The sequence below is a fragment of the Kitasatospora sp. NPDC091276 genome (assembly GCF_040684355.1).
Classification (GTDB): domain Bacteria; phylum Actinomycetota; class Actinomycetes; order Streptomycetales; family Streptomycetaceae; genus Kitasatospora.
In genome coordinates this window covers 12465-36359 of record NZ_JBFBFU010000004.1, presented here as the reverse complement: position 1 = coordinate 36359, position 23895 = coordinate 12465, and the positions used below count along the sequence as shown (strand labels likewise).

General features: G+C 73.4%; 19 protein-coding genes. 6 read left to right on the top strand and 13 right to left on the bottom strand.

Annotation, left to right across the window (positions count from 1 at the left end; all coding sequences use genetic code 11):
• Nucleotides 1-314 precede the first annotated feature (314 nt).
• Both AB0O19_RS06095 and metH read right to left on the bottom strand, forming a co-directional pair.
• Complete coding sequence (locus tag AB0O19_RS06095; RefSeq protein WP_363618108.1) at nucleotides 315-1019, bottom strand: HAD family phosphatase; 705 nt, start codon at nucleotides 1017-1019, stop codon at nucleotides 315-317.
• Nucleotides 1020-1173: 154 nt separating this feature from the next.
• Nucleotides 1174-4680: a methionine synthase gene (gene metH / locus AB0O19_RS06090; protein WP_363618106.1), complete on the bottom strand. Its 3507-nt coding sequence runs from the start codon at nucleotides 4678-4680 to the stop codon at nucleotides 1174-1176.
• Nucleotides 4681-4823: 143 nt separating this feature from the next.
• On the opposite strand from metH, the gene AB0O19_RS06085 reads away from it, so the two are divergent.
• Together AB0O19_RS06085 and AB0O19_RS06080 are read left to right on the top strand one after the other, a co-directional pair.
• Nucleotides 4824-5915 (top strand): hypothetical protein, encoded by a 1092-nt coding sequence (locus tag AB0O19_RS06085; protein ID WP_363618104.1) that lies wholly within the window; start codon nucleotides 4824-4826, stop codon nucleotides 5913-5915.
• Nucleotides 5916-6285: 370 nt separating this feature from the next.
• Nucleotides 6286-7236 carry a PAC2 family protein gene (locus AB0O19_RS06080; RefSeq protein ID WP_363583922.1) on the top strand — a complete coding sequence of 317 codons (951 nt, stop codon included), beginning with the start codon at nucleotides 6286-6288 and terminating at the stop codon, nucleotides 7234-7236.
• Between the two features lie 91 nt (nucleotides 7237-7327).
• Here the strand turns inward: AB0O19_RS06080 and mshC are convergent, their stop codons facing one another.
• The 6 genes from mshC to AB0O19_RS06050 all read right to left on the bottom strand — a co-directional run bounded on the left by mshC (nucleotide 7328) and on the right by AB0O19_RS06050 (nucleotide 13312).
• Complete coding sequence (mshC, locus tag AB0O19_RS06075) at nucleotides 7328-8557, bottom strand: cysteine--1-D-myo-inosityl 2-amino-2-deoxy-alpha-D-glucopyranoside ligase (protein ID WP_363618102.1); 1230 nt, start codon at nucleotides 8555-8557, stop codon at nucleotides 7328-7330.
• 284 nt (nucleotides 8558-8841) lie between these two features.
• Complete coding sequence (locus AB0O19_RS06070; RefSeq protein ID WP_363618100.1) at nucleotides 8842-9681, bottom strand: carbohydrate-binding protein; 840 nt, start codon at nucleotides 9679-9681, stop codon at nucleotides 8842-8844.
• Between the two features lie 131 nt (nucleotides 9682-9812).
• Nucleotides 9813-10742: an AraC family transcriptional regulator gene (locus AB0O19_RS06065; protein ID WP_363618098.1), complete on the bottom strand. Its 930-nt coding sequence runs from the start codon at nucleotides 10740-10742 to the stop codon at nucleotides 9813-9815.
• Nucleotides 10743-10810: 68 nt separating this feature from the next.
• Entirely contained in the window at nucleotides 10811-11596 is a 786-nt protein-coding gene (locus tag AB0O19_RS06060; RefSeq protein ID WP_063350993.1) for an SCO1664 family protein, read from the bottom strand.
• 56 nt (nucleotides 11597-11652) lie between these two features.
• On the bottom strand, nucleotides 11653-12228 hold the full coding sequence (locus AB0O19_RS06055) for a DUF3090 domain-containing protein (protein WP_350878006.1): 576 nt from the start codon (nucleotides 12226-12228) through the stop codon (nucleotides 11653-11655).
• Nucleotides 12229-12619: 391 nt separating this feature from the next.
• On the bottom strand, nucleotides 12620-13312 hold the full coding sequence (locus AB0O19_RS06050) for an MSMEG_4193 family putative phosphomutase (protein ID WP_363618096.1): 693 nt from the start codon (nucleotides 13310-13312) through the stop codon (nucleotides 12620-12622).
• A 196-nt stretch (nucleotides 13313-13508) separates the two neighbouring features.
• Here AB0O19_RS06050 and AB0O19_RS06045 point away from each other — a divergent pair, with 196 nt between their 5' ends.
• On the top strand, nucleotides 13509-14492 hold the full coding sequence (locus AB0O19_RS06045; RefSeq protein ID WP_363618094.1) for a magnesium and cobalt transport protein CorA: 984 nt from the start codon (nucleotides 13509-13511) through the stop codon (nucleotides 14490-14492).
• A gap of 23 nt (nucleotides 14493-14515) precedes the next feature.
• Here AB0O19_RS06045 and AB0O19_RS06040 read toward each other — a convergent pair whose 3' ends face one another.
• Nucleotides 14516-15562 carry an LLM class F420-dependent oxidoreductase gene (locus AB0O19_RS06040; RefSeq protein WP_363583931.1) on the bottom strand — a complete coding sequence of 349 codons (1047 nt, stop codon included), beginning with the start codon at nucleotides 15560-15562 and terminating at the stop codon, nucleotides 14516-14518.
• 251 nt (nucleotides 15563-15813) lie between these two features.
• On the opposite strand from AB0O19_RS06040, the gene AB0O19_RS06035 reads away from it, so the two are divergent.
• Both AB0O19_RS06035 and AB0O19_RS06030 read left to right on the top strand, forming a co-directional pair.
• Nucleotides 15814-16794, top strand: coding sequence for an aldo/keto reductase (locus AB0O19_RS06035; protein ID WP_363618092.1), 981 nt, complete (start codon nucleotides 15814-15816; stop codon nucleotides 16792-16794).
• 49 nt (nucleotides 16795-16843) lie between these two features.
• Nucleotides 16844-19114 (top strand): helix-hairpin-helix domain-containing protein, encoded by a 2271-nt coding sequence (locus AB0O19_RS06030; RefSeq protein WP_363618090.1) that lies wholly within the window; start codon nucleotides 16844-16846, stop codon nucleotides 19112-19114.
• 86 nt (nucleotides 19115-19200) lie between these two features.
• Here the strand turns inward: AB0O19_RS06030 and AB0O19_RS06025 are convergent, their stop codons facing one another.
• Nucleotides 19201-19806 carry a hypothetical protein gene (locus tag AB0O19_RS06025; RefSeq protein ID WP_063346931.1) on the bottom strand — a complete coding sequence of 202 codons (606 nt, stop codon included), beginning with the start codon at nucleotides 19804-19806 and terminating at the stop codon, nucleotides 19201-19203.
• A gap of 366 nt (nucleotides 19807-20172) precedes the next feature.
• Here AB0O19_RS06025 and AB0O19_RS06020 point away from each other — a divergent pair, with 366 nt between their 5' ends.
• Nucleotides 20173-20382 carry a DUF5703 family protein gene (locus AB0O19_RS06020; protein ID WP_280681853.1) on the top strand — a complete coding sequence of 70 codons (210 nt, stop codon included), beginning with the start codon at nucleotides 20173-20175 and terminating at the stop codon, nucleotides 20380-20382.
• Nucleotides 20383-20698: 316 nt separating this feature from the next.
• Here AB0O19_RS06020 and AB0O19_RS06015 read toward each other — a convergent pair whose 3' ends face one another.
• The 3 genes from AB0O19_RS06015 to AB0O19_RS06005 form a co-directional block, all read right to left on the bottom strand.
• Nucleotides 20699-21538, bottom strand: a complete 840-nt coding sequence (locus tag AB0O19_RS06015) for a chaplin (protein ID WP_363618088.1) — start codon at nucleotides 21536-21538, stop codon at nucleotides 20699-20701.
• 341 nt (nucleotides 21539-21879) lie between these two features.
• The gene (locus tag AB0O19_RS06010; RefSeq protein WP_363583937.1) at nucleotides 21880-22125 is read right to left on the bottom strand and encodes a chaplin; all 246 of its coding nucleotides are present in this window, start codon (nucleotides 22123-22125) and stop codon (nucleotides 21880-21882) included.
• Between the two features lie 246 nt (nucleotides 22126-22371).
• The gene (locus AB0O19_RS06005; protein WP_063346934.1) at nucleotides 22372-23703 is read right to left on the bottom strand and encodes a M20/M25/M40 family metallo-hydrolase; all 1332 of its coding nucleotides are present in this window, start codon (nucleotides 23701-23703) and stop codon (nucleotides 22372-22374) included.
• Between the last annotated feature and the right edge of the window lie 192 nt (nucleotides 23704-23895).

Below are 23895 nucleotides of genomic sequence, written 5' to 3'. Positions count from 1 at the left end.
GGCCCGCGTCGAGGGCGCTCCCGGTGCGGAAGGCGTGCGCGGGCCTGGCGCCCGTACGACCGCGGGCGGGACGGGGTTGCCCGTCGTCGGCGGTGGCAGGGCGCGAGGGAGGGGAACGAACTGGAGTAGCGTGCCATATCGAACACGCACGACCGATACCCGTGCAGATGACGTTTGGGACACGGTGGTTGAGGGCATCGCGAAACACCCGACGAGTTGTCAGGCAATGCCCTTTTTCTCCCCGGGCGGCCGTCGGCAGTGGCCGGATCCGGCTGCTTACCGGCGAGTAGACCACCCTCGCAATGAGATGACAATCACACCCGCGAAGCGACCAGCGAGCGCAGCAGTTCAAGATCGACCTGCTCCAGCGAGGAGCGCACCAGCCGCCCCGGGGCCGGCTCGATCGGCGCCACCGAGGGCACCGCGACGACCGGGCAGCCCGCCGCCTCGGCCGCCCGCACCCCGGTCGGCGCGTCCTCGACCACCACGCAGCGGGCCGGGTCCGCGCCCAGCCGCCGGGCCGCCTCCAGGTACGGGTCCGGGTGCGGCTTGGTGCGCGGCACCTCGTCCCCGGCGACCGTGAAGGCGAAGTGGTGGGAGCCCAGCGAGCGCAGCACGATGTCCACCACGTGCCGGTGCGAGGCGGTCACCAGGACGGCCGGAATCCCGTGTGCGGCCAGGGTGTTGAGGAGGCGTTCGGCGCCCGGCATGAGCGGCACGCCGCCCGCCAGCAGGTCGACGAAGCGCTGGTTGATCAGCACCGTCAGGTCCGCCGGGGCGAGGTCCACCCCGGTGGTGCCGACCAGGTAGTCGATCACCCGCGTCATCGGACCGCCGACCACCTGGGCCCGGTCCTCGTCGGTCAGCGCGTGGCCCAGCTCGGCGAACAGGGTGACCTCGGCCTGCCACCAGAAGTCCTCGGTGTCCACCAGCGTCCCGTCCATGTCCAGCAGCACCGCCTGCAGGCCGCGACCGTCCCCGTGGTCGAGGACCCGGGTGGCGGTGGAGGTGGTGGTCATGGCGGGAGTCCTTCCGTCGGTACCCCCCGGGCGCGTTCGAGCGCCCCCCGGGGATGGCACGGGCCGACCCGCTGGTGAGCGGACCGGCCCGTTCAGGATCATCCAGGATACGCCCGGTTCGCCCGAAAAGAGCGAACGGAACGAGGCGCCGGGGTTACCGGGCGTTGAAGTACTTCGCCTCCGGGTGGTGGATGACGATCGCGTCGGTGGACTGCTCCGGGTGCAGCTGGAACTCCTCGGAGAGCACCACGCCGATCCGCTCGGGCTTCAGCAGCTCGGCGATCTTGGCGCGGTCCTCCAGCTCCGGGCAGGCCCCGTAGCCGAGCGAGAAGCGGGCGCCCCGGTACTTGAGCGCGAACATGTCCTTGACGTCCTGCGGGTCCTCGCCGGAGAAACCCAGCTCGTAGCGGACCCGGGCGTGCCAGAACTCGGCCAGCGCCTCGGCCAGTTGCACCGACAGGCCGTGCAGCTCCAGGTAGTCGCGGTAGGAGTTGTCGGCGAACAGCTCGTTCGCCGCCTCCGAGATCCGGTTGCCCATGGTGACCACCTGGAGGCCGACCACGTCCCGCACGCCGGACTCCTCCGGGCGGAAGAAGTCGGCCAGGCAGAGCCGGCGCCCGCGCCGCTGGCGGGGGAAGGTGAAGCGGGTCCGCTCGGTGCCGTCCTCGTGGAAGACGATCAGGTCGTCGCCCTTGGAGTTGGCCGGGTAGTAGCCGTAGACCACGGCCGCCTCCAGCCAGCCCTCGGTCTGCAGCCGGTCCAGCCACATCCGCAGCCGCGGCCGGCCCTCGGTCTCCACCAGCTCCTCGTACGAGGGCCCCTCGCCGCTGCGGGCCGCCTTCAGGCCCCACTGGCCCTTGAACAGCGCGTCCTCGTCCAGCCAGGAGGCGTAGTCGGCGAACGGGATGCCCTTGACGATCCGGTCGCCCCAGAACGGCGGGGTCGGCACGGTGTTGTCGACGGTGACGTCCGAGCGGATCTGGCCGAGGTTGACCTCCGGCTCCTCCACCACCTCGACCCGGGCGTGCCGGCGCTGCTTGAGCTCCGGCAGGCTCGCGCCGGGCACGCCGCGCTTGACGGCGATCAGCGCGTCCATCAGCCGCAGGCCCTCGAAGGCGTCCCGGGCGTAGCGGACCTCGCCCTCGTAGATCTCGTGCAGGTCCTGCTCGACGTAGGCCCGGGTGAGCGCGGCGCCACCCAGGATCACCGGGTAACTCGCGGCCAGCTTGCGCTGGTTGAGCTCCTCCAGGTTCTCCTTCATGATCACGGTGGACTTCACCAGCAGGCCGGACATCCCGATCACGTCCGCCTTGTGCTCCTGCGCGGCGTCCAGGATCGCCGAGACCGGCTGCTTGATGCCCAGGTTGACCACGTTGTAGCCGTTGTTGGACAGGATGATGTCCACCAGGTTCTTGCCGATGTCGTGGACGTCGCCCTTGACGGTGGCCAGCACGATGGTGCCCTTGCCCTCGCTGTCGGACTTCTCCATGTACGGCTCCAGGTGGGCCACCGCGGTCTTCATCACCTCGGCGGACTGGAGCACGAAGGGCAGCTGCATCTGGCCGGAGCCGAACAGCTCGCCGACCACCTTCATGCCGGCCAGCAGGGTGTCGTTGATGATCTCCAGCGCGGGCCGCCCGGCCAGCGCCTCGTCCAGGTCGGCCTCCAGGCCGTTGCGCTCCCCGTCGATGATCCGGCGCTGCAGGCGCTCGTCCAGCGGCAGCGCGGCCAGCTCCTCCGCCTTGGACGCCTTGACCGAGGCGGAGGAGACGCCGTCGAACAGCTCCAGCAGGTGCTGGAGCGGGTCGTAGCCGTCCCGGCGGCGGTCGTAGACCAGGTCGAGGGCGGCCTCGCGCTGGTCCTCGGGGATCCGGGAGATCGGCAGGATCTTGGAGGCGTGCACGATCGCCGAGTCCAGGCCGGCCTCCACGCACTCGTGCAGGAAGACCGAGTTCAGCACCACCCGGGCGGCCGGGTTGAGGCCGAAGGAGATGTTGGACAGGCCCAGCGTGGTCTGCACGGCCGGGTGGCGGCGCTTGAGCTCGCGGATCGCCTCGATGGTCTCGATGCCGTCCCGGCGGGACTCCTCCTGGCCGGTGGCCAGGGTGAAGGTGAGGCAGTCCACCAGGATCGAGCCCTCGTCGACGCCGTAGTCGGCGGTCAGCTCGGCGATCAGCCGCTCGGCGATCTCGACCTTCTTGCCGGCGGTGCGGGCCTGGCCCTCCTCGTCGATGGTCAGCGCGATCAGGCCGGCGCCGTGCTCGCGGGCCAGCGAGGCGATCCGGCCGAAGCGCGAGTCCGGGGCGTTGCCGTCCTCGTAGTTGACCGAGTTGAGCACCGCGCGGCCGCCGAGCGCCTCCAGGCCGGCCCGCAGCACCTGGGGCTCGGTGGAGTCCAGCACGATCGGCAGGGTGGAGGCGGTGGCCAGCCGGCCGGCGATCTCCTTCATGTCGGCGACGCCGTCGCGGCCGACGTAGTCCACGCACAGGTCCAGCAGGTGGGAGCCGTCCCGGATCTGCTCGCGGGCGATCTCCACGCAGGCCTGCCAGTCGCCGGCCAGCATCGCCTCGCGGAACTTCTTCGAGCCGTTGGCGTTGGTGCGCTCGCCGATCGCCAGGTACGAGGTGTCCTGGCGGAACGGCACCGCCTGGTACAGCGAGGACGCCGAGGACTCCGGCTGCGGGGTGCGCGGGGTGACCGGCCGGCCCTGCACCCGCTCGACCACCTGGCGCAGGTGCTCGGGCGTGGTGCCGCAGCAGCCGCCGACCAGCGAGAGGCCGTACTCGCGGGTGAACACGTCGTGCGCGTCGGCCAGTTCGGACGGGGAGAGCGGGTAGTGGGCGCCGTCCTTGCCGAGCACCGGCAGGCCCGCGTTCGGCATGCAGGACAGGCCGATCCGCGCGTTCTTGGCCAGGTAGCGCAGGTGCTCGCTCATCTCGGCCGGGCCGGTGGCGCAGTTGAGGCCGATGTAGTCGACGCCGAGCGGCTCCAGGGCCGTCAGCGCGGCGCCGATCTCGGAGCCGAGCAGCATGGTGCCGGTGGTCTCCACGGTCACCTGCACCAGCACCGGCAGGTCCAGCCCGGCCTCGGCGAGGGCGCGCTTGCAGCCCAGGATGGCGGCCTTGGTCTGCAGCAGGTCCTGGCTGGTCTCGACCAGCAGCGCGTCGGCGCCGCCGGCGATCAGGCCGGCCGCGTTCTGCTGGAAGCCGTCGCGCAGCGTCTCGTACGGCGCGTGGCCGAGGGTGGGCAGCTTGGTGCCGGGGCCGATCGAGCCGAGCACCCAGCGGGTGCGGCCGTCGGCGGCGTGGGCGTCGGCCACCTCGCGGGCGATCCGGGCGCCCGACTCGGACAGCTCGAAGATGCGATCCGCGATCTCGTACTCGCCGAGTGCGGAGAAGTTGGCGCCGAAGGTGTTGGTCTCGACGCAGTCCACGCCGACCCCGAAGTAGGCCTCGTGGACGGAGCGCACGATGTCGGGCCGGGTGACGTTGAGGACCTCGTTGCAGCCCTCCAGGTTCTGGAAGTCCTCCAGCGTCGGATCCTGTGCCTGGAGCATGGTGCCCATTGCACCGTCGGCGACCACCACCCGGGTGGCGAGCGCTTCACGCAGCGCGTTCGCGCGGCTCTGCTGAGTGATGGACGGATTGGCTGCAGTGGCCATGGGGCTTCTCCCTGGTGCGACGGCTGTCGGCTTTGCGGGCCCGCTTACTCGGGCCCGCACGTGGCCAGGGTATCCGGCCCGCGCCCCGGCCTGCGGTCGCATTCCGTATCCTGAGCGTTCGACCGCAAGGGGGGAGCAACCGCGTGGGCCGATTCCCGACCGTCGCGCGACGCGTCACGGGGGCCCTGGCGGCCCCGTTCCGGGCGTTGCGCAAGCGCTGGCGGAGCTGGTCCCGGTGGCACCGGGCGCTGCTGGCACTGGGCCTCGCGGCGGCCGTGCCGGCGGCCGCGCTCGGCTCGGCCTTCGTCGCGATCCGCTTGCACTACACCGGCGACCCGTCCGCCGAGGCCCGCACCCGCGGCCGGGACGCGCTCTGGCTCGGCCACGCCTGGGTGGACGGCCGCAAGGGCGAGGCCGACGTCGCCGCGCTGGTGCGACAGCTGGCCGGCACCGGCGTCCGCGACCTGTACGTGCACACCGGCCCGCTGGAACACGACGGCTCGCTGCCGCCCGCCGTCCACCCCCGGGCCCGCTGGTTCACCGACGCGGTGCACCGGGCGCTGCCGGACGTCCGGGTGCAGAGCTGGCTGGGCGACGAGGTCAAGCCGGAGAAGGACGCCCTGGACCTGGAGGACGCCCCCACCCGGGACCGGGTCACCGCCTCCGCCCGGCAGGTCCTGGACCTCGGATTCGACGGCGTGCACTTCGACATGGAACCGATCCGGCCCGGCAGCGCCGGCTGGCTGGCCCTGCTCGACCAGGTCCGCCCGGTCACGGCCGAGCACGGCGCCGCGCTCTCGGTGGCGGCCCCGCAGCTCGACCCGGTGCCCGGCCTGCACACCGCCGGGATCCTGCTCACCGACCACGGCAAGTGGTGGGACCAGGCGTACTTCACCGAGACCGCCCGCCGGGTCGACCAGGTCGCCGTGATGGCGTACGACACCAGCATGCCGACCGAGCCGCTGTACGGCGGCTACGTCGCCCTGCAGACCGAACTGGCGCTGGAGGCCACCCCGGCCAAGGTGGACCTGCTGATCGGCCTGCCGTTCTTCTGGGACGACCGGCACGGCCATCGGGGTGACGCCGAGACCGTGCCGGCCGCCGTCCGGGGCGTCCGGCTGGGCCTGGGCCGCCAGGACCCGGGGCGGCGGAACTTCGGCGTCGCGCTCTACGTGGACTTCGCCGCCACCCCGGAGCACTGGGCCGCGTACCGGCGCGGGTGGGTGGACGCCTGAGGGGTTCCGGCGGCGCGTGCGGGAACGGCGCGCGCGGAAAGAGTGCGTGCGGGAACGGCGCGTGCGGGAAGGGCGCGTCGTCGCGCCGCGTCGCCGCCCGGACACCGTCCGCGCCCGCCCCGGAGGAGCTGACGACCCGTCAGCCCGGACCGTCCGGATATCCGCTGGATCGGGGCGGCACGCTCCCCCAGACTGTCCCGGTGCCCGGCCGCGGTGCGCATCAAAGCCCGTAGGCTGGGCAGGTAGGGACCATGGGGCGAGGCGTTCCATGGGTGACGAGAGGTTCGACAGTCGGCAGCCGACCCGTCGGCGCCCCGGCAGGCCAGCCGAGGCGGCGCAGGTTCGACCGCCGACCGGAGGGAGACGCTGGGTGATCGAGCTGGAAGATGTTCCCGAGTTGATCGACCCGGTGATGGTCTGCGCTTTCGAGGGCTGGAACGACGCGGGCGACGCCGCCTCCGCGGCCCTGGCACATCTGGACGACACCTGGGGCGGCAAGGTGATCGCCGCCCTGGACGCGGAGGACTACTACGACTTCCAGGTCAACCGGCCCACGGTCTGGCTGGACGGCGGCATCCGCCGGATCACCTGGCCGACCACCAGGCTCTCGGTGATCCGGGTGACCGAGCCGACCACCCGGGACGTCGTCCTGGTGCGCGGCATCGAGCCGAGCATGCGCTGGCGCTCGTTCTGCAACGAGCTGCTCGGCTTCGCGCACGAGCTCGGCATCGAGCTGGTGGTGATCCTGGGCGCGCTGCTCGGCGACACCCCGCACAGCCGCCCGGTGCCGGTCAGCGGGGTCACCTCCGACCCGGAGCTGGCCCGCCGGCTGGACCTGGAGGAGAGCCGCTACGAGGGCCCGACCGGCATCGTCGGGGTGCTCCAGGAGGCCTGCACGCACGCCGGGGTCCCGGCCGTGACGCTCTGGGCGGCCGTGCCGCACTACGTCGCGCAGCCGCCGAACCCCAAGGCGACGCTAGCCCTGGTCAACAAGCTGGAGGACCTGCTGGACCTGCGCATCCCGCCGGGCGAGCTCGGCGAGGACGCCAGGGCCTGGCAGCTGGGCGTGGACCAGCTGGCCGCCGAGGACAGCGAGGTGGCCGAGTACGTCCAGCAGTTGGAGGAGGCGCAGGACACCGCGGAGCTGCCGGAGGCCTCCGGCGACGCGATCGCCCGCGAGTTCGAGCGCTACCTGCGCCGCCGGGAGAACGTCGGACCGACCGGCGAGAAGCCGGTGGCCGGGCACGCCACGGCGGAGCGGCCGGCCGAGCCGGAGTCCCCGGGCTCGGCCCGGGAGAGCCAGGACGGCGACGAGGAGTAGCCGCCACCCCGGGCCCGCCCCCGGACAACTCCGAAGGGGCGTCAGGACGCGTGGTCCGGACGCCCCTTCGGCGTGTCGAGGGGGGCAGGTCCTACAGCGCGACGCCGAGCAGGGCGTCCACGGTGCGGCTGACCAGGCCGGGCGCACCCATGTCGGTGCCGCCCCCGGCCTCCTGCCGCTCGGCCCAGCGGTCGACGGCGGCCAGCGCGGCGGGCGCGTCCAGGTCGTCCGCGAGCGCCGTACGGACCTCGTCGAGCAGCTGCTCGGCGGCCGGGCCGTCCGGCCGGGAGACCGCGGCCCGCCAGCGGGCGAGGCGCTCGACGGCCTCGTCCAGGGTCGCCTTGGTCCACTCCCAGTCCTCGCGGTAGTGGTGCGAGAGCAGCGCCAGGCGGATCGCCGCCGGGTCGACGCCCTCGCGGCGCAGCGCCGAGACGAAGACCAGGTTGCCGCGGGACTTGGACATCTTGTGGCCGTCCAGGCCGACCATGCCGGCGTGCACGTACGCCTTGGCGTACGGGTGGGCGCCGGTGGCGACCTGGGCGTGCGAGGCGCCCATCTCGTGGTGCGGGAAGGAGAGGTCGCTGCCGCCGCCCTGGATGTCGAAGGACATGCCGAGGTACTGCAGCGCGATGGCGACGCACTCGATGTGCCAGCCGGGGCGGCCGTGGCCGAGTTCGGTCTCCCAGGCGGGCTCGCCCGGGCGGGCGGCGAGCCAGAGCAGGGCGTCCAGCGGGTGGCGCTTGCCCGGGCGGTCCGGGTCTCCGCCGCGCTCGGCGAAGACCGGGCGCATGGCCTCCCGGTCGAGGCCGGAGACCTGGCCGAAGCGGGGGTCGGAGTCGACCGAGAAGTAGATGTCGCCGTCCACCTGGTAGGCGGCGCCGCTGGCGAGCAGCTTCTGGACCAGCGGGACGATCCACGGGATCGACTCGACGGCGCCGATGTAGTGGGCCGGCGGGAGCAGCCGCAGGGCGGTCATGTCCTCGCGGAACAGGGCCGTCTCGCGCTCGGCGAGGGCCACCCAGTCCTGACCGGTCTCGACCGCCCGGGCCAGCAGCGGGTCGTCCACGTCGGTGACGTTCTGGACGTACAGGACGTCGTGGCCGGCGTCCTTCCACACGCGCTGCACCAGGTCGAAGGCGTTGTAGGTGGCGGCGTGGCCCATGTGGGTCGCGTCGTAGGGGGTGATGCCGCAGACGTAGATCCGGGCGGTGCCGTCCTGCGGCACGACCTCACGGACCGTGCCCGCTGCGGTGTCGAAGATACGGAGGGGGAGCCCCTGACCAGGCAGGGCGGGAACCTCGGAGGCGGGCCAGGCATGCATGGAACCGACTTTAACCTTGCGAACATTTGAAAGCCTAACCAGTACACAAGATCGACTGGATTCGCTTCCTGTCATTGCCGGACCGCTTCCCGACTGATAAGGAACGGACCTTGACGGGACCGGCGTTGTTTCCGACAGGCATGCGGCAGGCTTCGGGCGGGCTTCGGGCAGGCGTCGGGCGGGCTTTCAACAGGCTTCGGGCAGGCTTTCGGACACGGTTGAGCGCCCGGTCGACCCTGCCGCCGACCGGGCGCCCGGCACCCCGGGGGACGCGGCCGGAGCCGCTACGACCGCTGCCAGAGGGCCGGCACGTTCGGCGGCTCCCAGCCCACCATGGCGGTGTGCGCCTGGAGGCAGAGGTAGGAGGCACCGGAGTAGGTGACGCGGTCGCCCGCGTTGTACGAGGCCCCGGGCTTCCAACTGCCGCTCGGCGGCGTGGGCGTTCCGGTGGGGGTTCCGGTCGGGGTGGCGGTGGGGGTCGGGCTCGGCGTGCCCGGGGTCTGCGGCACGTCCAGGACGAAGTCGTAGCTGCCCTCACGGCCCGGGCCGTTCTGGCGGACGTTCATCAGCAGCCGGGCGTCGTAGATGGTGTCCGTGCTGTTGCGCGGCTCGCCGGGGAAGTAGAGCTGGGTGGTGAGCACCGGGCGGCCGGGCGCCTGGAGCTTGACGTGGAGGTGCCGGGTGCGGCCCGGGTAGAGGCCGGGGACGATCGTGTCCAGCTTGAAGGCGCCGTTCGCGTCGGTGAACTGGTGGCCGCGGAAGGTGAACCCGGTGTTGTCGTAGGCGCCGTTGTCGTCGGCCTGCCAGAAGTCCAGCAGGACGCCGGAGATCGGTCGGCAGGCGCGGCCGAAGACGTAGCCGCTGACGGTCAGCCGGGTGCCGGGGCCGTCGTTGACCATGGAACTGCGCAGTGGGGAGTTGGGCTTGAAGTAGGGGCCCTCGGTCTGCTCGATGGTGGGGTCGTCGCCGTCGTGGCACTCGGGGGTGAGGCCGGGGGGCCGACCGGTGCCGGCCTGCTCGCGGGCCAGCGCGACGCCGCCGCCGACCAGCAGCGGGGCGGCGCCGAGCGCGGCGGCGGCCTTCAGGACGGTCTTGCGGCTGATCATGCCGTCGGGCGTGGGCATGCGCCCTCTCCTTCGGGTGGGGGGTGGGGTGGATGTGGGGGGCGGCCCTTGCCATGGTGGGGGCATGACAAGGGCCGAACCGGCCGCCCGTCCGCGCGCGCCGGACCGGCCACCGGTGGCCACCAGCAAAGTTACGGGCAGTCCGGGGCCGCCGCGATGGACGCGATCCGGGGATCGTGGTGATTTCCGTCGACCCGGGCCCGGAACTCCCCCGGCGTCATCCCGGTCTCCCGCCGGAAGAAACGGCAGAAGTAAGCCGGGTCGGCGAAGCCCGCCTCCTTCGAGACCTGACGAATCGTCAGATCCGTGCAGGCCAGCAGCCGTTTGGCCTCCAGGGTCTGCTGGCGCCGGATCAGCCCGCCCGGGGTGCGGCCGGTGGCCTGCTTGACCAGGGTCTGCAAGTGGCCCGGCGAGACGCCGAGTTCCTGCGCACTGGACGCCACCGAGTGCCGCACCCCGCCCGGGCCGGCGATCAACCGGGTGAAGGCGGAGGCCAGTTCGGTCGGACGGCCGGGCGGCGACGGCCGCTCCCCCGGCCGGCCGGCGCGCAGCGCCCGGACGATCAGGATGTGCAGACTGGCCCGCAGCACGCCCTGGTAGCCGGGCTGCCTGGAGCGGTACTCGTGTTCCATGTCGGCGAGCAACGCGCCGACCGGCCCGGCCTGTTCGCCGAGCCCGAGCGCGGGGCGGGTGGCCAGGGTGCGCAGCGCGGCGAGGTCCTGCGGGTTCCGGAGCAGGAAGTCCTCGTTGAACAGGACGACCTGGCCGGTGAGTTCGTCCGCGTCCGACCAGTAGTGCACCTGGCCGGGCGTGATCACGCACAACTGCGGTGGCGCCAGCGGCCGGTGGACCAGGTCCAGGACGTGGGCGCCGCGGCCGCCGGTGACGTGGACGATCTCGTAGAACGAGTGCCGGTGCGGGAAGCCCGCCCGGGACAGCGGGCCGATCGTGTCGAAGCTCCCGATGGCGAACGGGAGCAGGTGCGGCAGCGGGACCTGTAGCCGGTGCAGCGGCAGGTCCGGCGTGGTACGGGGGGTGGGGGTGGTCCGTAACGCGTCCATCGGAGCAGTGTGCTGCCGGTTCGCGGACAGGTCCAGACCATCAGCCGGTCCGAACCGGTCCGCAGGCCCTAGACCGGCGGCCAGGGGATCGAGGGCCAGTCCTCGGAGGGCAGCGGGTGCCGGCCGGTGCGGCGCAGCCCGGCCACCCGGGCGCGGGTCGCCTCCAGTTCGGCGGCGGTCAGGTGCGGGGCGAGGCGCGCGGCCAGCTCGCCGTCCAGGCGCTCGGCGAGCCGGGTCAGCACCTCCAGCGCCTCGGCGGGCAGCGGCTCGCCAGCCCAGCCCCAGAGCAGGGTGCGCAGCTTGCCCTCGGTGTTGAAGGTGACGCCGTGGTCGATGCCGTAGACCCGGCCGTCGGCGGCCGGGATCAGGTGGCCGCCCTTGCGGTCGGCGTTGTTGAGCACCGCGTCCAGCACGGCGAGCCGGCGCAGCCGCTGGTCGTCGTGGTGCACCAGCAGCGCGGTGCGTCCCCCGCCGACCTCGGCCCGCACGATCGGCAGCCAGCCGTGCTCCGGGCCGCGCGGGTCCTGGAGGGCCAGCAGCGGCTCGGCCTGCGGATCCGGCTCGACCCACAGCTGCACCATCCCGGGCCCGTGCGGCCCGTCACGCAGCACGGTCGGCGGCACCAGCGCCCAGCCGGTCGCGGCCGACACCTCGTACGCGGCGACCTCGCGGCCGGCCAGCGTGCCGTCCGGGAAGTCCCACAGCGGGCGCTCCCCGGCGACCGGCTTGTAGACGGCCTGCGCGCTCAGCGAACCGTGCGTGGCGGTGCAGTACAGCGCGGCGTTGGACGCCTCGGTGAGGCGCCCGTGCACCGTCAACTCGCCCTCGCGCAGCAGCTCCAGCGCGGTGGGCACGTCGGCGGCGAGGGCGGCGGCGGTCGCCGGATCCGCCTGGGGCGGGGTCTCGGTGTTCAGCGCCGGTAGCCGTTCGCGCGCGGGCACAGGTGGCCCTCCGGATCGAGCGGCAGGTTGCAGAACGGGCAGGGCTTGCGGCCGGCCGAGACCAGGTCCAGCGCCCGCTTGGCGAACACCCGGGCCATCGCGCCGGACAGCCGCACCCGCAGCATGTCCGGACCGTTGTCGTCGTCCTCGAAGACCGCCGCGGCGCTGTCCTCGTCCTCGTCCTCCTCCACCTCGATCAGCGCCTGCGCCTCGACCACCAGGCAGCCGTCCACGCTGTCCCAGGCCAGGGCCATGGTGCCGACCCGGAACTCCTGCTCCAGCGGCAGGTCCAGCGGTGCGGTGTCGAGCAGGTCCTGCGGGGCGGCGGCCGGGATGGAGACGTCGCCGCCGCTGCGCCGCAGCGCCTCGTCCAGGACCTCGTCGATCCGCTCGGCGAGCGCCGCCACCTGGGTCTTCTCCAGCAGGACGCTGGTGATCCGGCCCCGGGCGCTGGCTTGCAGGTAGAACGCCCGGGCGCCGGGCTGGCCGACGGTGCCGGCCACGAACCGTTCGGGCTGGTCGTAGAAGAAGACCTGACGGGGCACGCTCTCGCTCCGGATCGTGTCGGTCGTGGGGATCACAGGGATCGTTCGGACGTCATGGCTCGGGCTGCCGTACGGCGGCCCGGGCGCGGGCTCGCCACGCGGCGGGGCTCGTTAGTCACCCTACGACCTCCGGGCCCCCGCAGGGGAGCCGAGCCGCAGTGGCACCGGCCAGCTCAGGTGGTGCCGCCGGCCGCTGCGGAGCGGCGTGCGGCGGCTCTCCCGCCCGCGTGATGCGGCTCCGGGCCGGGCGGCTCCGGTCAGGTCGGGTGGCGCCGGTCAGGCCAGGGTCGTACCAGGCGGGTCAGGCGGGTCAGGCGGGTCAGGCGGGTCAGGCGGGTCAGGCGGGTCAGGCGGGTCAGGCGGGTCAGGCGGGTCAGGCGGGGCGACCGTCTCAGGTGGTGCCGCCGACCACCGCGTCGCCCGCCGGGGCGGCCGGGGCCGCGCCGGTCCTGGGCGCGAGCGAGCCGAGGTCGCCGGTGTCGCCCATCCTCAGGACGAAGGGCCGCTGCGGGGTGTAGCGGATCGCGGTGACCGAGCAGGGCTCGACGCTGATCCGCTGGAAGTGGTCCAGGTGCAGGCCGAGGGCGTCGGCCACCACCGCCTTGATCACGTCCCCGTGCGAGCAGGCGAGCCAGACCGCGTCCGCGCCGTGCTCGGCGGCGACCTTCTCGTTCCACTCCCGGACCGCACCGACCGTCCGGTGGCTCAGCTCGCGCAATGACTCCCCGCCGGGGAAGGCCGCGGCGGCCGCGTGGTCCTGCACGGTGCGCCAGAGCGGCTCCTTGGCCAGCTCGGCCAGCGGCCGACCGGTCCACTCGCCGTAGTGGCACTCGCCCAGCCGCTCGTCCTCGGCGGGCGGGCCCAGCTCGGGCCGGGCCGCCAGCAGCGGCTCCAGGGTCTGCCGACAGCGCTCCAGCGGGCTGCTGACGGCCTGCACCAGCGGGATCCCCGCGAGCCGGCCGGCCAGCGCGGCGGCCTGCGCGCGCCCGGTGTCGTCGAGGTCCACGCCGGGCGTCCAACCGGCCAGGATTCCGGCGGTGTTCGCGGTCGAGCGGCCGTGGCGGACGAGCAGCAGGGTGGGCATGGGGCTCAGCCTACGGCCTCCGGGCGCGGGCGTGGAGTGTCGGTGCGAGCTGCGGCCGTCGGGTGCCGGCGCGGGGTGCGGGCGCGCAACGCGCGGGCGGGGTACGGGCCCTCCCGGGCCGCCGCCGCAACCGGCCCGCGAGGCCGTCCTGGCCCGGCTCCGCCCCGGGCACCCCTCCCCGGGCCACAATGGCCCGATGATCGTCCACTGCGCCAGCTACCACGACGGCCACCGGATCGAGGCCCCCGACGACCTCGCCGGCGCGCTCGCCGCCGCCCGCGCCGCCGGGCCCGGCGGCTTCGTCTGGATAGGACTGTTCGAGCCCACCGCCGAGGAACTCAACCACGTCGGAAGGGAGTTCGCCCTGCACCCGCTGGCCGTCGAGGACGCCGTCAGCGCCCACCAGCGCCCCAAGATCGAGCCGTACCAGGGCTCCCTGTTCGTCGCCCTCAAGACGCTCGGCTACCACCCCGGCGCCCACGCGGTGACCATCGGCGAGGTGATGGTCTTCCTCGGCGCGGACTTCGTGATGACCGTCCGGCACGGCGCCGACGCCCCGCTCTCCGGCCTGCGGGCCCGGCTGGAGAAGCAGCCCGAACTGCTGCGCTACGGGCCCAGCTCGGTGCTGCACTCGGTCTGCGACACCATCGTCGACGGCTACATGGACGTGGCCACCGGGCTCCAGACCGACCTGGACGAACTGGAGGCGGACGTCTTCGCCCCCAACCGGGTCGGCCGCGACACCGCCGGCCGGATCTACGGCTACAAGCGCCAGGTGATGACCGTCCGCCGCGCCACCGGCCCGCTGCTGGAACCGACGCTGCGCCTGGCCCGCGGCGGCGAACCGTACATCCGACCGGAGACCCTGCCCTACCTGCGGGACGTCGCCGACCACCTGGCCCGGGTGACCGACCAGGTCGACGGCATGGACCGGCTGCTGTCCGACATCCTCAACGCCAACCTGGCGCAGGTCAGCGTGCAGCAGAACAACGACATGCGGAAGATCTCGGCCTGGGCGGCGCTGGCCGCCGTGCCGACGATGATCGCGGGCGTCTACGGGATGAACTTCGAGGACATGCCCGAACTGCGCCAGCCCTGGGGGTACCCGGCGGTGCTGTCGCTGATGGTCGCGGTCTGCATAGTGCTGCACCGGGTGTTCAAGCGGCACGACTGGCTGTAGTACCGCCCGACGGCCCCGGACCGCTACGCCAGGCCGGCGCGCTCCAAGGCCTCGACGCCGGTGCGCAGCGCCTGGATCCGCTCGTCCAGGGTGAAGCCGGACGGGGCCAGGGTGAGCGTGGTGACGCCCGCGTCGGCGTAGGCCTGCATCCGGTCGGCGATCCGGGCGGTGTCGCCGATCAGCGAGGTGGCGTCGATCAGGTCGTGCGGGACGGCGGCCGCGGCGCCCGCGTAGTCCTTGGCCAGGTATTTCTCCTGGATCTCGTCGGCGGCCTGCTCGTAGCCCATCCGCCGGGCGAGCTGGTTGTAGAAGTTCTTCTCCTTGCTGCCCATGCCGCCGATGTACAGCGCGGCGTAGGAGCGCTGGGAGTCGACGCCGGCCGTGATGTCCTCGCCGACCGCGATGGTGACGGTCGGGCAGAGGTCGAAGCCGTCCAAGCCCTGCCCCGCCTTGGCGCGGCCGGCCTTCAGCGGGTCGAGGGAGAGCGCGGCGTGCTCGGGCGAGAAGAAGATGCCGAGCCAGCCGTCGGCGATCTCGCCGGTCTGCTCCAGGTTCTTCGGGCCGATCGCGGCGATGTACAGCGGGATGTGCTCGCGCACCGGGTGCACGGTGAGCTTGATCGGCTTGCCGGGGCCGCCGGGCAGCGGCAGCGTCCAGTGCGCGCCCTCGTGGACCAGCCGCTCGCGGGACATCGCCTTGCGGATGATCTCCACGTACTCGCGGGTGCGGGCGAGCGGCTTGTCGAACTTCACCCCGTACCAGCCCTCGGAGACCTGCGGGCCGGAGACGCCGAGGCCGAGCCGGAAGCGGCCGCCGGAGAGGGTGTCCAGGGTCGCCGCGGTCATCGCGGTCATCGCCGGGGTGCGGGCGGGGATCTGGAAGATGGCCGAACCGACGTCGATCCGCTCGGTCTTCGCGGCGACGAAGCTCAGCACCGTCGCGGCGTCCGAGCCGTACGCCTCGGCCGCCCAGCACACCGAGTAGCCGAGCCGGTCCGCCTCCTGGGCCACGGCGATGTTGTCGGCGTCCATGCCGAGACCCCAGTAGCCGAGGTTGATTCCGAGTCGCATGTGCCGAACCTTCCAGTCGGTGAGGGTTGGTGGCGAGGGTAGCCGCGCACTCGCCGGTCATGCTACTGACCGGTAGTGGTGGTCTGGGTCACACCCGCCGCCGCCCGGGCCCGGTGATCGTTCTGCGGGTCGCCACCCCTGCCCGGACACCGGCCGCTACGCTCAGCCGACGTGGGGAGCGCTCTCCCCGCCTGCGCGTTCTCAGGGCTACCGGGGCGCCCGGTGCCACCGGCCAGTGGAGGGCCCGTCCGATGGAAAAGCGTCACCTCGGCCGTACCGGTCTCCAGGTCTCCCGGCTCGGCCTCGGCACCATGACCTGGGGCCGCGACACCGACGAACACGAGGCCGCCGAGCAGCTCAAGGAGTTCGTCGACGCCGGCGGGACCCTGCTCGACACCGCCGACGTGTACGCCGACGGCGGCGCCGAGTACCTGATCTCCCGGCTCACCGACAGCCTCATCCCCCGCTCCGAACTCGTCATCGCCACCAAGGCCGGCAGCGTGCCGGAGTCCGCCCGCCGCTTCGACGGCTCCCGCGGCCACCTCCTCGCCGCCCTCGACGCCTCGCTGCGCCGGCTCGGCACCGACTACGTCGACCTGTGGCAGGTGCACTCCTTCGACCCCATGACGCCCGTCGAGGAGACGCTCAGCGTCCTCGACATCGCCGTCTCCTCCGGACGCGCCCGGTACGTCGGGGTCTGCGACTTCAGCGGCTGGCAGCTCGCCAAGGCCGCCACCTGGCAGCGTGCCCACCACGGGCGCACGCCGCTGGCCGGGGCCCAGCTGGAGTACTCGCTGCTCCAGCGCGGCATCGAGCGCGAGGCGCTGCCCGCCGCGGCGGACGCCGGGGTCGGACTGCTCGCCTCCTCGCCGCTCGGGCGCGGGGTGCTCACCGGCAAGTACCGGCACGGCGTCCCGCAGGACTCGCGCGGCGCCTCGCCGTACCTGTCCGGGTTCGTCCAGCCGTACCTCGGGGAGCGCTCGCGGCGGATCGTCGACGCCGTCGCCACGGCCGCCGACGGCCTCGCCAGCAGCCCGCTCGCGGTCGCCCTCGCCTGGGTCCGGGACCGGCCCGGAGTGGCGAGCGCGCTGGTCGGGGCCCGTACGGTGGCACAGCTGCAGGCGGCACTGTCGGTGGAGGCGCTTACGCTTCCGGGTGAGATCCGTGGTGCGCTGGACGACATCTCGTCGCCGGTGCACCGCTACCCGGACCAGGGGTGGAGCGAGCTGTAGCCCCCCTCGTTCAGCTGAACACGCAGTGGAGTGACCCTTGGAGCGGACGATGAGTGACACGGAGAACGGCGCTCCGGAGGAGACCTCGGCAGTCTCGGTGAGCCCGACGGAGTCGGCCGGCCCGGCCGAGACGGCGAGCCCCGCGGAGACGGCGAGCCCCGCGGAGACGGCGAGCCCCGCGGAGACGGCGAGCCCGGCGGAGAAGGCGAGCCCGGCGGAGAAAGCGGCGGCGATCGCCGAGCTGGCGCAGCGGATCCGCAGTGTCGGCCCGCAGGCCGCACCGCCGGAGGGCGAGGGCCGGCCCGCGGCTCCCGAGGACGCCGAGGACGTTAAGGACGCCAAGGCCCCGGCCCCGGCCTCCGCGCAGCCCGACCAGCAGCGCGCGCAGGCCCTCAAGGACACCGCCGAGGTGCTGACCGCCGGGGGCGCCCCGGCCGATCTCGCGGCCGCCGCGGTGGCCGAGTTCGGCGACGGCGCCGCCGAACAGCTGCGCTCCGACCCGTGGGCCGTGCTGTCCCTGCCCGGCGTCCGCCCCGAGCACGCGGACGGCTTCGCCCGCGGCCTGCTCGGCCCCGCCGCCGGCCCCGGCGACCCGCGCCGTGCCCAGGCGCTGGTGCCGTGGCTGCTGGAGCAGGCGGCGCTGCGCGGCCACTCCGCCGTCGAGGTCGCCGAGATCGCGGCCGGGCTCGACCGCCACGGGCTGCCGGACTCGGCCGCGGCGATCCAGGCCGCCGTCCTGGACGGGCGCGCGATGCCGTTCCAGGAGGAGCTGACCGGTCCCGAGGCGCACGCGGCGGGCGGCGACGAGGACGAGGAGCCGCCGACCCGGACGCTGCTCGCCCTGGAGCGACTCGCGCTGGCCGAGGAGAGCCTCGCGGACGGGCTGGTCCGGCTGATGTCGACCTTCGTGCCGGGCGAGGACCCGGAGCCGGGCGAGGAGGGTCCGGAGGAGGACACGGCGGAGGACGCCGGGACGGCGGAGGACTCCGAGTCCGCGGCCGACTCCTCGCCGGCCTCCGACTCCGAGGCGGGCTCCGGCTCCGAGGCGGGCTCCGAGCCGACCTCCGGCTCCGGCTCGGGCGTGGCCCCCGCGGAGGCCACGGCGGAGGACGCTCCGCAGGCCCCCGCCGCGCCCGGCCCGACCGCGTGGGCGGCTGCCGGCGAGGCCGCGCCGTCCTCCTCCGCGACCGCCCTGATCCAGGCCGTCGCCGACAGCGCCCTGGTGCTGCACACCGGCGGCGAGGCCGCCCGCGCCGAACCCGCCGCGCTGCTGGCCGCTGCCGGCGCCCTCGGGCTGCGGGCCTGGGCCGCCACCTGGACCGACCAGGGCCGGGAGTCCTTCGCCGCGCTCACCGACACCCCGGCCGCCGTGATCACCCTCGCCGACCTGCTCTCCGGCGCCGCCGGGCCGGGCCGCGCCTCCGACGGCACGCTCGCCCTGGACGTCCTGGTCGTCCTCGACGCCCCGCTGCTGGACGTCGAACTGGCCGCCACCGTCCTGGAGTCGCTCGCCGACGGCACCCGGCTGGTGCTCAGCGGCGACCCCGGCCAGCTCTGGTCGGCCGGCCCCGGCCGGTTCTTCGCCGACCTGCTGGCCGCCAAGGTCTGCCCGGCGGTCGCCTCCCGCACCCCGGACTTCGGCCCGATCGGCGAGCTGGTCTCCGGCGTCGGCATCGGCGAGCTCCAGCCCGTCGAGGCGCCGGACAAGGAGGTGGTCATCCTGACCGCGAAGGACGGCGGCGAAGCCGTCCACCGCGCCCTCCAGCTGCTCACCGACTCCATCCCCCGCGCCCTCGGCATCCCCGCCGAGCAGGTGGTGCTGCTCACCCCCGGCCACGGCGGCCCGGCGGGCACCCGGGCGCTGAACGCCGCCGCGAAGGCCCGGCTCAACCCGGGGCCCGGCCGGTTCGGCGGCTTCGACCCGGGCGACCGGGTGGTCGACTCCCCGGCCCCCGGCGTCACCCGCCCGGCCCGGGTGCTGGACGGCGACGCCACCGGCCTGCACCTGGCGTACGCGGACGGCTCGCGCCGGACCGTCCCGCCCGCCCAGGCGGGCCGGCTGCGACACGGCTGGGCGCTGACCGTCCACCAGGCACTCGGCCGCCGCTGGCCGGGCGCGGTCGTGGTGCTCCCGGAGGACGCCGGCCCGGCGCTCACCCGGCAGTGGGTCTACACCGCCTTCGGCCGCGGCGAGCGGCACCTGTCCGTGGTGCACGCGGCGGGCCCGGCGCTCGCCCAGGCCGTCACCGAGCGCCCGGCGCAGCCGCGCACCACCCGGCTGCGGGCGATCCTCGCCGAGAACGCCGCCTCGGCGTACTAGGTCCTGCGCGCCGGTCGGCGGAACGCGCGGAGGGCGGGCCCCCTACAGGTGGGGCCCGCCCTCCGGGTGTCCGCACGACGAACGGTTCAGTCGTCGGGGTCCTCGTCGTCGTAGACCTCGCTCACGTCGAACCGGCAGATCAGCATCTGCGGGTCGGCGTGCTCGAAGGGCTCCGGCAGCCACTCCCCCGGCTCGGTCGGCTCCGCCGCCGCGACCCAGAGCGTCGAGTCCGCCTCCTCCAGGCCGAACTCCTCGCTGCGGGCGGCGATCTCGTCCGGCTCGTACTCGCCGAACAGCACACCGATCGCGGCGTTCACCCCGCTGGTGCCGCCCCCGCCGGGGGTCAGCGACTCGTCGAGCCGCTCGGCCTGGGCGCGCAGCCGCTTGGGGTCGGCGACGTGGTAGTCGCGGCGGATCAGCACGCTGATCGCCTCCGGCTGTTCGGGGCCGTGGTAGCCGCCCGGACCCTCGTCCCCGGGGATCTCGAAGGGGGTGACCTCGTCGTAGACCTCGTAGAGGATCTGGTCGTAGGCGATGGCCGCCGTCGCGAGCTGCTCGTAGGCGGCGGACACAGCGGGATCATCCGCTGCGCTGGGGCTTGACACCGCTTCCAGATGACGGTCGATGGCGGCCTTGACCGCCTCGGCGGCGGCGCGTACCTCGGCAATGGTTGGCTGCGCGGCATCAGACATGGTGCAGACGCTATCTCCCCGCGGTGTCGGTACGCACAGCGGTTGTCACCTACACCCGCGATTTCACCGCAACTTCCCCCCTGATGTCCGATCCGCGTGCTTCTGTCCCCGCGCATGCCCGGCGCGAAGGGCGTGCGGCCGGGCCGCGCGGGGCCGATCGGGTGCCGCTTCGCGCGCCGGGATCGGGGTATCCCGTCCGGAGGAACAACGGGACTGATGCACTGTCAGTCGGGCCGGCGCGCCCCGGCCGGTCCGGGGCGTCCCACCGGGTCGGACGGGCGGCCGGGAGGACGTCCGGAAATACCCGGGCCGACTGTCCGAGGCAGGTCGTAGGCTTGCGCGCAGGTGATCCTCAGGAGGAGCGTTTTGACCCCACCGAAGCCGGTCCGGCAACCGGAGTACGAGTACCAGTCGCTGCGCATGCCGCGCGGCACCACGCGCAACGCGGCACGCCAACTGCTCACCGAGCACGCCGAGTACGGGCACTGGGAGCTCGACCGGCTGAGGCTGTTCCCCGACGGGAGCCGGACGGTCCGGCTGCGGCGGCGGATCATCCGGCAGGTCCGGAGCTGGTGACGGGCGAGCGCGCCTGAACCCGCCCGCCGCCGCGGGGATGGACGGGCGGGGCGCCTGGGTGGGGAAGGCCCAGGCGGGAGGCGGCCGGGTCGGGGGGCTCCGGATCGGCGAGCTCCGGGCCGGGGAACGCGCCCGTCGCGGTGGGGATCTCACGCCGGGCTTCGAGCCGGGGCTTCACGTCATGTCAGGCCTTGATGCGGGTTCTCACACCGGACCTCCGCCCGCCCGCGGCCACCCGTACCTCCAGGCGGCCGCGGGCGCGTCACGCTCCGGCCTCGTGCTCCGGCGGCGCCGCGGGGTGTGGCCTACCGGCGGCTCAGCGGGCCCCGGCGCGGGCGCGGCGGTAGAGCACACCGCCACCGAGCAGCAGGGCGAGACCGGCGGCGCCGAGCAGTTCGACGTCACCGGCGCCGGTGGAGGCCAGCTGGCTGCCGACGGCGCCGCCCGGCGAGGAGGCGACGACCGGGGCTGCGGCGCGGGCCGCCACCGGGGCGACCTGGCCGCTCGCGACCGGCGCGACGGCGGGGGCCGAGTGTGCGCCGGCCTCGGGGGTGGTGGACGGGCCGCCGTTGCGCGGGTTGCCCGGGACCTCTCCGCCGGCCTGCGGCGGGATGGACGGGCTGTGCTTCTCGGGGCAGTCGTCGGCCGGCTTCGGGGCCGGGGCGGGCTGCGCGACGTTGGCGCAGTCGTTGCCGAAGGCCGGGTTCCCGACGCCGACCACGTCGACGGAGTTGCCGCAGGCGTTGACCGGGACGTGCACGGGGGCCTGGATGCTGTTGCCGGAGACCACGCCGGGCGAGTTGGCGGCGACACCGGAGGCGGACGTGCCCGAGGCGGAGGAGCCCCGGCCGGAGCCGGTGTTGGCCCCGGGGCCGGCGTGGGAGCCGGAGCCGGTGTGGGAACCGGAGCCCGCGTGGGAGCCGCCCGGCTTGGCGGCCTCGGGGTGGCCGCTGACGTTGGCGCAGCGGTTGCCGTAGGACGGGTTCAGCACGCCGATCACGTCGACGGTGTTGCCGCAGGCGTTGATCGGCACCTCGACCGGCACCTGCACCGAGTTCCCGGAGGCGACGCCCGCCGATCCGGCGGCACCTCCCTGGGCCTCGGCACCCGCGTAGGCGTAGCCGGCGGTCGAGGCCAGGACACTGCCGGTGGCCACGACCGTGAGGATCCCCTTCTTGGCTACATTCCTCATCTTTTCCCCTGACGTATCGAGAACGACGTGACGACCTTGACGTAAATACCTTCCGAAAGTCGGAATATCCGGATATCCGGCAAGGTCTTCGACTGCACAGGAGTTAACGAGAGAGCGGCGGAGAGGTTGAGCCGAACGAACCAACTTCACCCGATCGAGCGATTGCTCTCTTGTTTGCCTCTCCGCATCCAGCTCCCTGCACCCAGCTCCCCTCACTCCGCATGCAAGCGGCCCCCGGGCGGCGCGTCCGCCGCCCGGGGGCCGAATAAGTCGGCTCAACGAGCCTCAGCAGCTCGGAGCGTGACTCAGAAGTTGGCGCAGTGGTTGCCGAACGCCGGGTTCAGCACGCCGATCACGCTGATGGTGTTGCCGCACAGGTTGACCGGGACGTGCACCGGGATCTGCACCTGGTTGCCGGAGACGACACCCGGGGAGCCAGCGGCCACACCCTCGGCGCCGGCACCGCCGTGAGCGGACGCGACACCAGCGGCGGCGATCACCAGGCCACCGGTGGCGGCGGCAACAGCGGCGATCTTCTTGACCTTCATCATTCCTCCTGTATGGACAACGCAACCCGTTCGGCGGGTTGCACAGGGATGAACGAGGGTGTGGCAAACGGGGTACGGAACAGATTTGCCATTCACTCGCAACGGTGACGGTCCGCACACACGGTCGATCCGCATTTCCTTGCAGGATCGTTTCTGTTGATCTCCTTCGCCCTGTCCCAAATCATTAGCTCGGACAATGCGGACGGCCCGCCCCCGGCACTCCGGGAACGGGCCGCCCACCCAAGGTGCTCAGCAGGCGTCGAGGAACCGGTCCAGCACCCGGACGCCGAACTTCAGCCCGTCCACCGGCACCCGCTCGTCCACACCGTGGAACATCCCGGCGAAGTCCAGCTCCGGCGGCAGCTGCAGCGGCGCGAAGCCGAAGCAGCGGATCCCGAGGTCCTGGAACGACTTGGCGTCCGTCCCGCCCGACAGGCAGTACGGCACCGCGCGGGCGATCGGGTCCTCCGCCCGCAGCGCCGTCTGCATCGCCTCCACCAGCGCGCCGTCGAAGGTGGTCTCGATCGCCTTGTCCGAGTGCAGGCTCTCCCGCTTCACGCGCGGGCCCAGCACGCTGTCCAGCTCCGCCAGGAACTCCTCCTCGTAGCCGGGCAGGAAGCGCCCGTCCACGTGTGCGGTGGCCTGGCCGGGGATCACGTTCACCTTGTAGCCGGCGCCGAGCATGGTCGGCTGGGCGGTGTTGCGCAGCGTGGTGCCGATCATCTTGGCGATGCCGCCGAGCACCCGCAGGGTCTCGTCCATGTTCTCCGGGTCAAGCTCGACCCCGAGCGCGTCCGACAGCTCGTTCAGGAACGCCCGTACGGTCTTGGTGATCCGCAGCGGGAACTTGTGCCGGCCGAGCCGGGCGACCGCCTCGCACAGCTCGGTGATCGCGTTGTCGTCGTTCTCCATCGAACCGTGCCCGGCGCGGCCCTCGACCGTCAGGCGCATCCAGTGCATGCCCTTCTCGGCCGTCTCCACCAGGTACAGCCGCACCTGGTCGTTGACCGTGAAGGAGAAGCCGCCGACCTCGCCGATGCCCTCGGTCACGCCCTCGAACAGCTCCGGGTGCTTGTCCACCAGGAACCGAGCCCCGTACGTGCCACCGGCCTCCTCGTCCGCGACGAACGCCAGCACCAGGTCGCGCGGGGGCTTGCGGCCGGTGCGCAGCCGGTCGCGGACCACCGCGAGGGTCATCGCGTCCATGTCCTTCATGTCGACAGCGCCGCGCCCCCACACGCAGCCGTCCGCGATCTCGCCCCCGAACGGGTCGTACGTCCAGTCCGCGGCGTTGGCCGGCACCACGTCGGTGTGGCCGTGGATCAGCAGGCCCGGGCGGGAACGGTCCTCGCCCTCGATCCGCACCACCGTCGAGGCCCGCCCCTTGGCAGACTCGAAGATCTGCGGCTCCACCCCGAACTCCGCGAGCTGCTCGGCGACGTACTCCGCCGCCTTGCGCTCCCCCGGGCCGGAGCCGTCCCCGTAGTTGCTGGTGTCGATCCGGATCAGATCGCGACAGATCCCGGCGACCTCCGACTCAGCCGTCGCCCTCGGCCCCGCCGACTCGCTCCGCTCGCTCACGGTCACTCCTCGTCTTTGGCCCGCACCGACGCACCAGCGCGCCACCCCCAGGACCTGCACCCGGGCCGTACGAGCACGTACGCCCATCCTCCCCCAGCCCCCGACCCGGATCCACCCCCTGCGCGCCCCCGAAACCCCCTGGTCACGCCCCCGCCACACACTCCCCCTTGCCCCCGCCACCACCCTCGCTCC

What these genes read in the sequence shown, in the direction of transcription:
- AB0O19_RS06095 (WP_363618108.1), bottom strand. Translation starts at nt 1,019, where the DNA reads ATGACCACCACCTCCACCGCCACCCGGGTCCTCGACCACGGGGACGGT.
- metH (WP_363618106.1), bottom strand. Translation starts at nt 4,680, where the DNA reads ATGGCCACTGCAGCCAATCCGTCCATCACTCAGCAGAGCCGCGCGAAC.
- mshC (WP_363618102.1), bottom strand. Translation starts at nt 8,557, where the DNA reads ATGCATGCCTGGCCCGCCTCCGAGGTTCCCGCCCTGCCTGGTCAGGGG.
- AB0O19_RS06070 (WP_363618100.1), bottom strand. Translation starts at nt 9,681, where the DNA reads ATGCCCACGCCCGACGGCATGATCAGCCGCAAGACCGTCCTGAAGGCC.
- AB0O19_RS06065 (WP_363618098.1), bottom strand. Translation starts at nt 10,742, where the DNA reads ATGGACGCGTTACGGACCACCCCCACCCCCCGTACCACGCCGGACCTG.
- AB0O19_RS06050 (WP_363618096.1), bottom strand. Translation starts at nt 13,312, where the DNA reads ATGCCCACCCTGCTGCTCGTCCGCCACGGCCGCTCGACCGCGAACACC.
- AB0O19_RS06045 (WP_363618094.1), top strand. Translation starts at nt 13,509, where the DNA reads ATGATCGTCCACTGCGCCAGCTACCACGACGGCCACCGGATCGAGGCC.
- AB0O19_RS06040 (WP_363583931.1), bottom strand. Translation starts at nt 15,562, where the DNA reads ATGCGACTCGGAATCAACCTCGGCTACTGGGGTCTCGGCATGGACGCC.
- AB0O19_RS06035 (WP_363618092.1), top strand. Translation starts at nt 15,814, where the DNA reads ATGGAAAAGCGTCACCTCGGCCGTACCGGTCTCCAGGTCTCCCGGCTC.
- AB0O19_RS06030 (WP_363618090.1), top strand. Translation starts at nt 16,844, where the DNA reads ATGAGTGACACGGAGAACGGCGCTCCGGAGGAGACCTCGGCAGTCTCG.
- AB0O19_RS06025 (WP_063346931.1), bottom strand. Translation starts at nt 19,806, where the DNA reads ATGTCTGATGCCGCGCAGCCAACCATTGCCGAGGTACGCGCCGCCGCC.
- AB0O19_RS06010 (WP_363583937.1), bottom strand. Translation starts at nt 22,125, where the DNA reads ATGATGAAGGTCAAGAAGATCGCCGCTGTTGCCGCCGCCACCGGTGGC.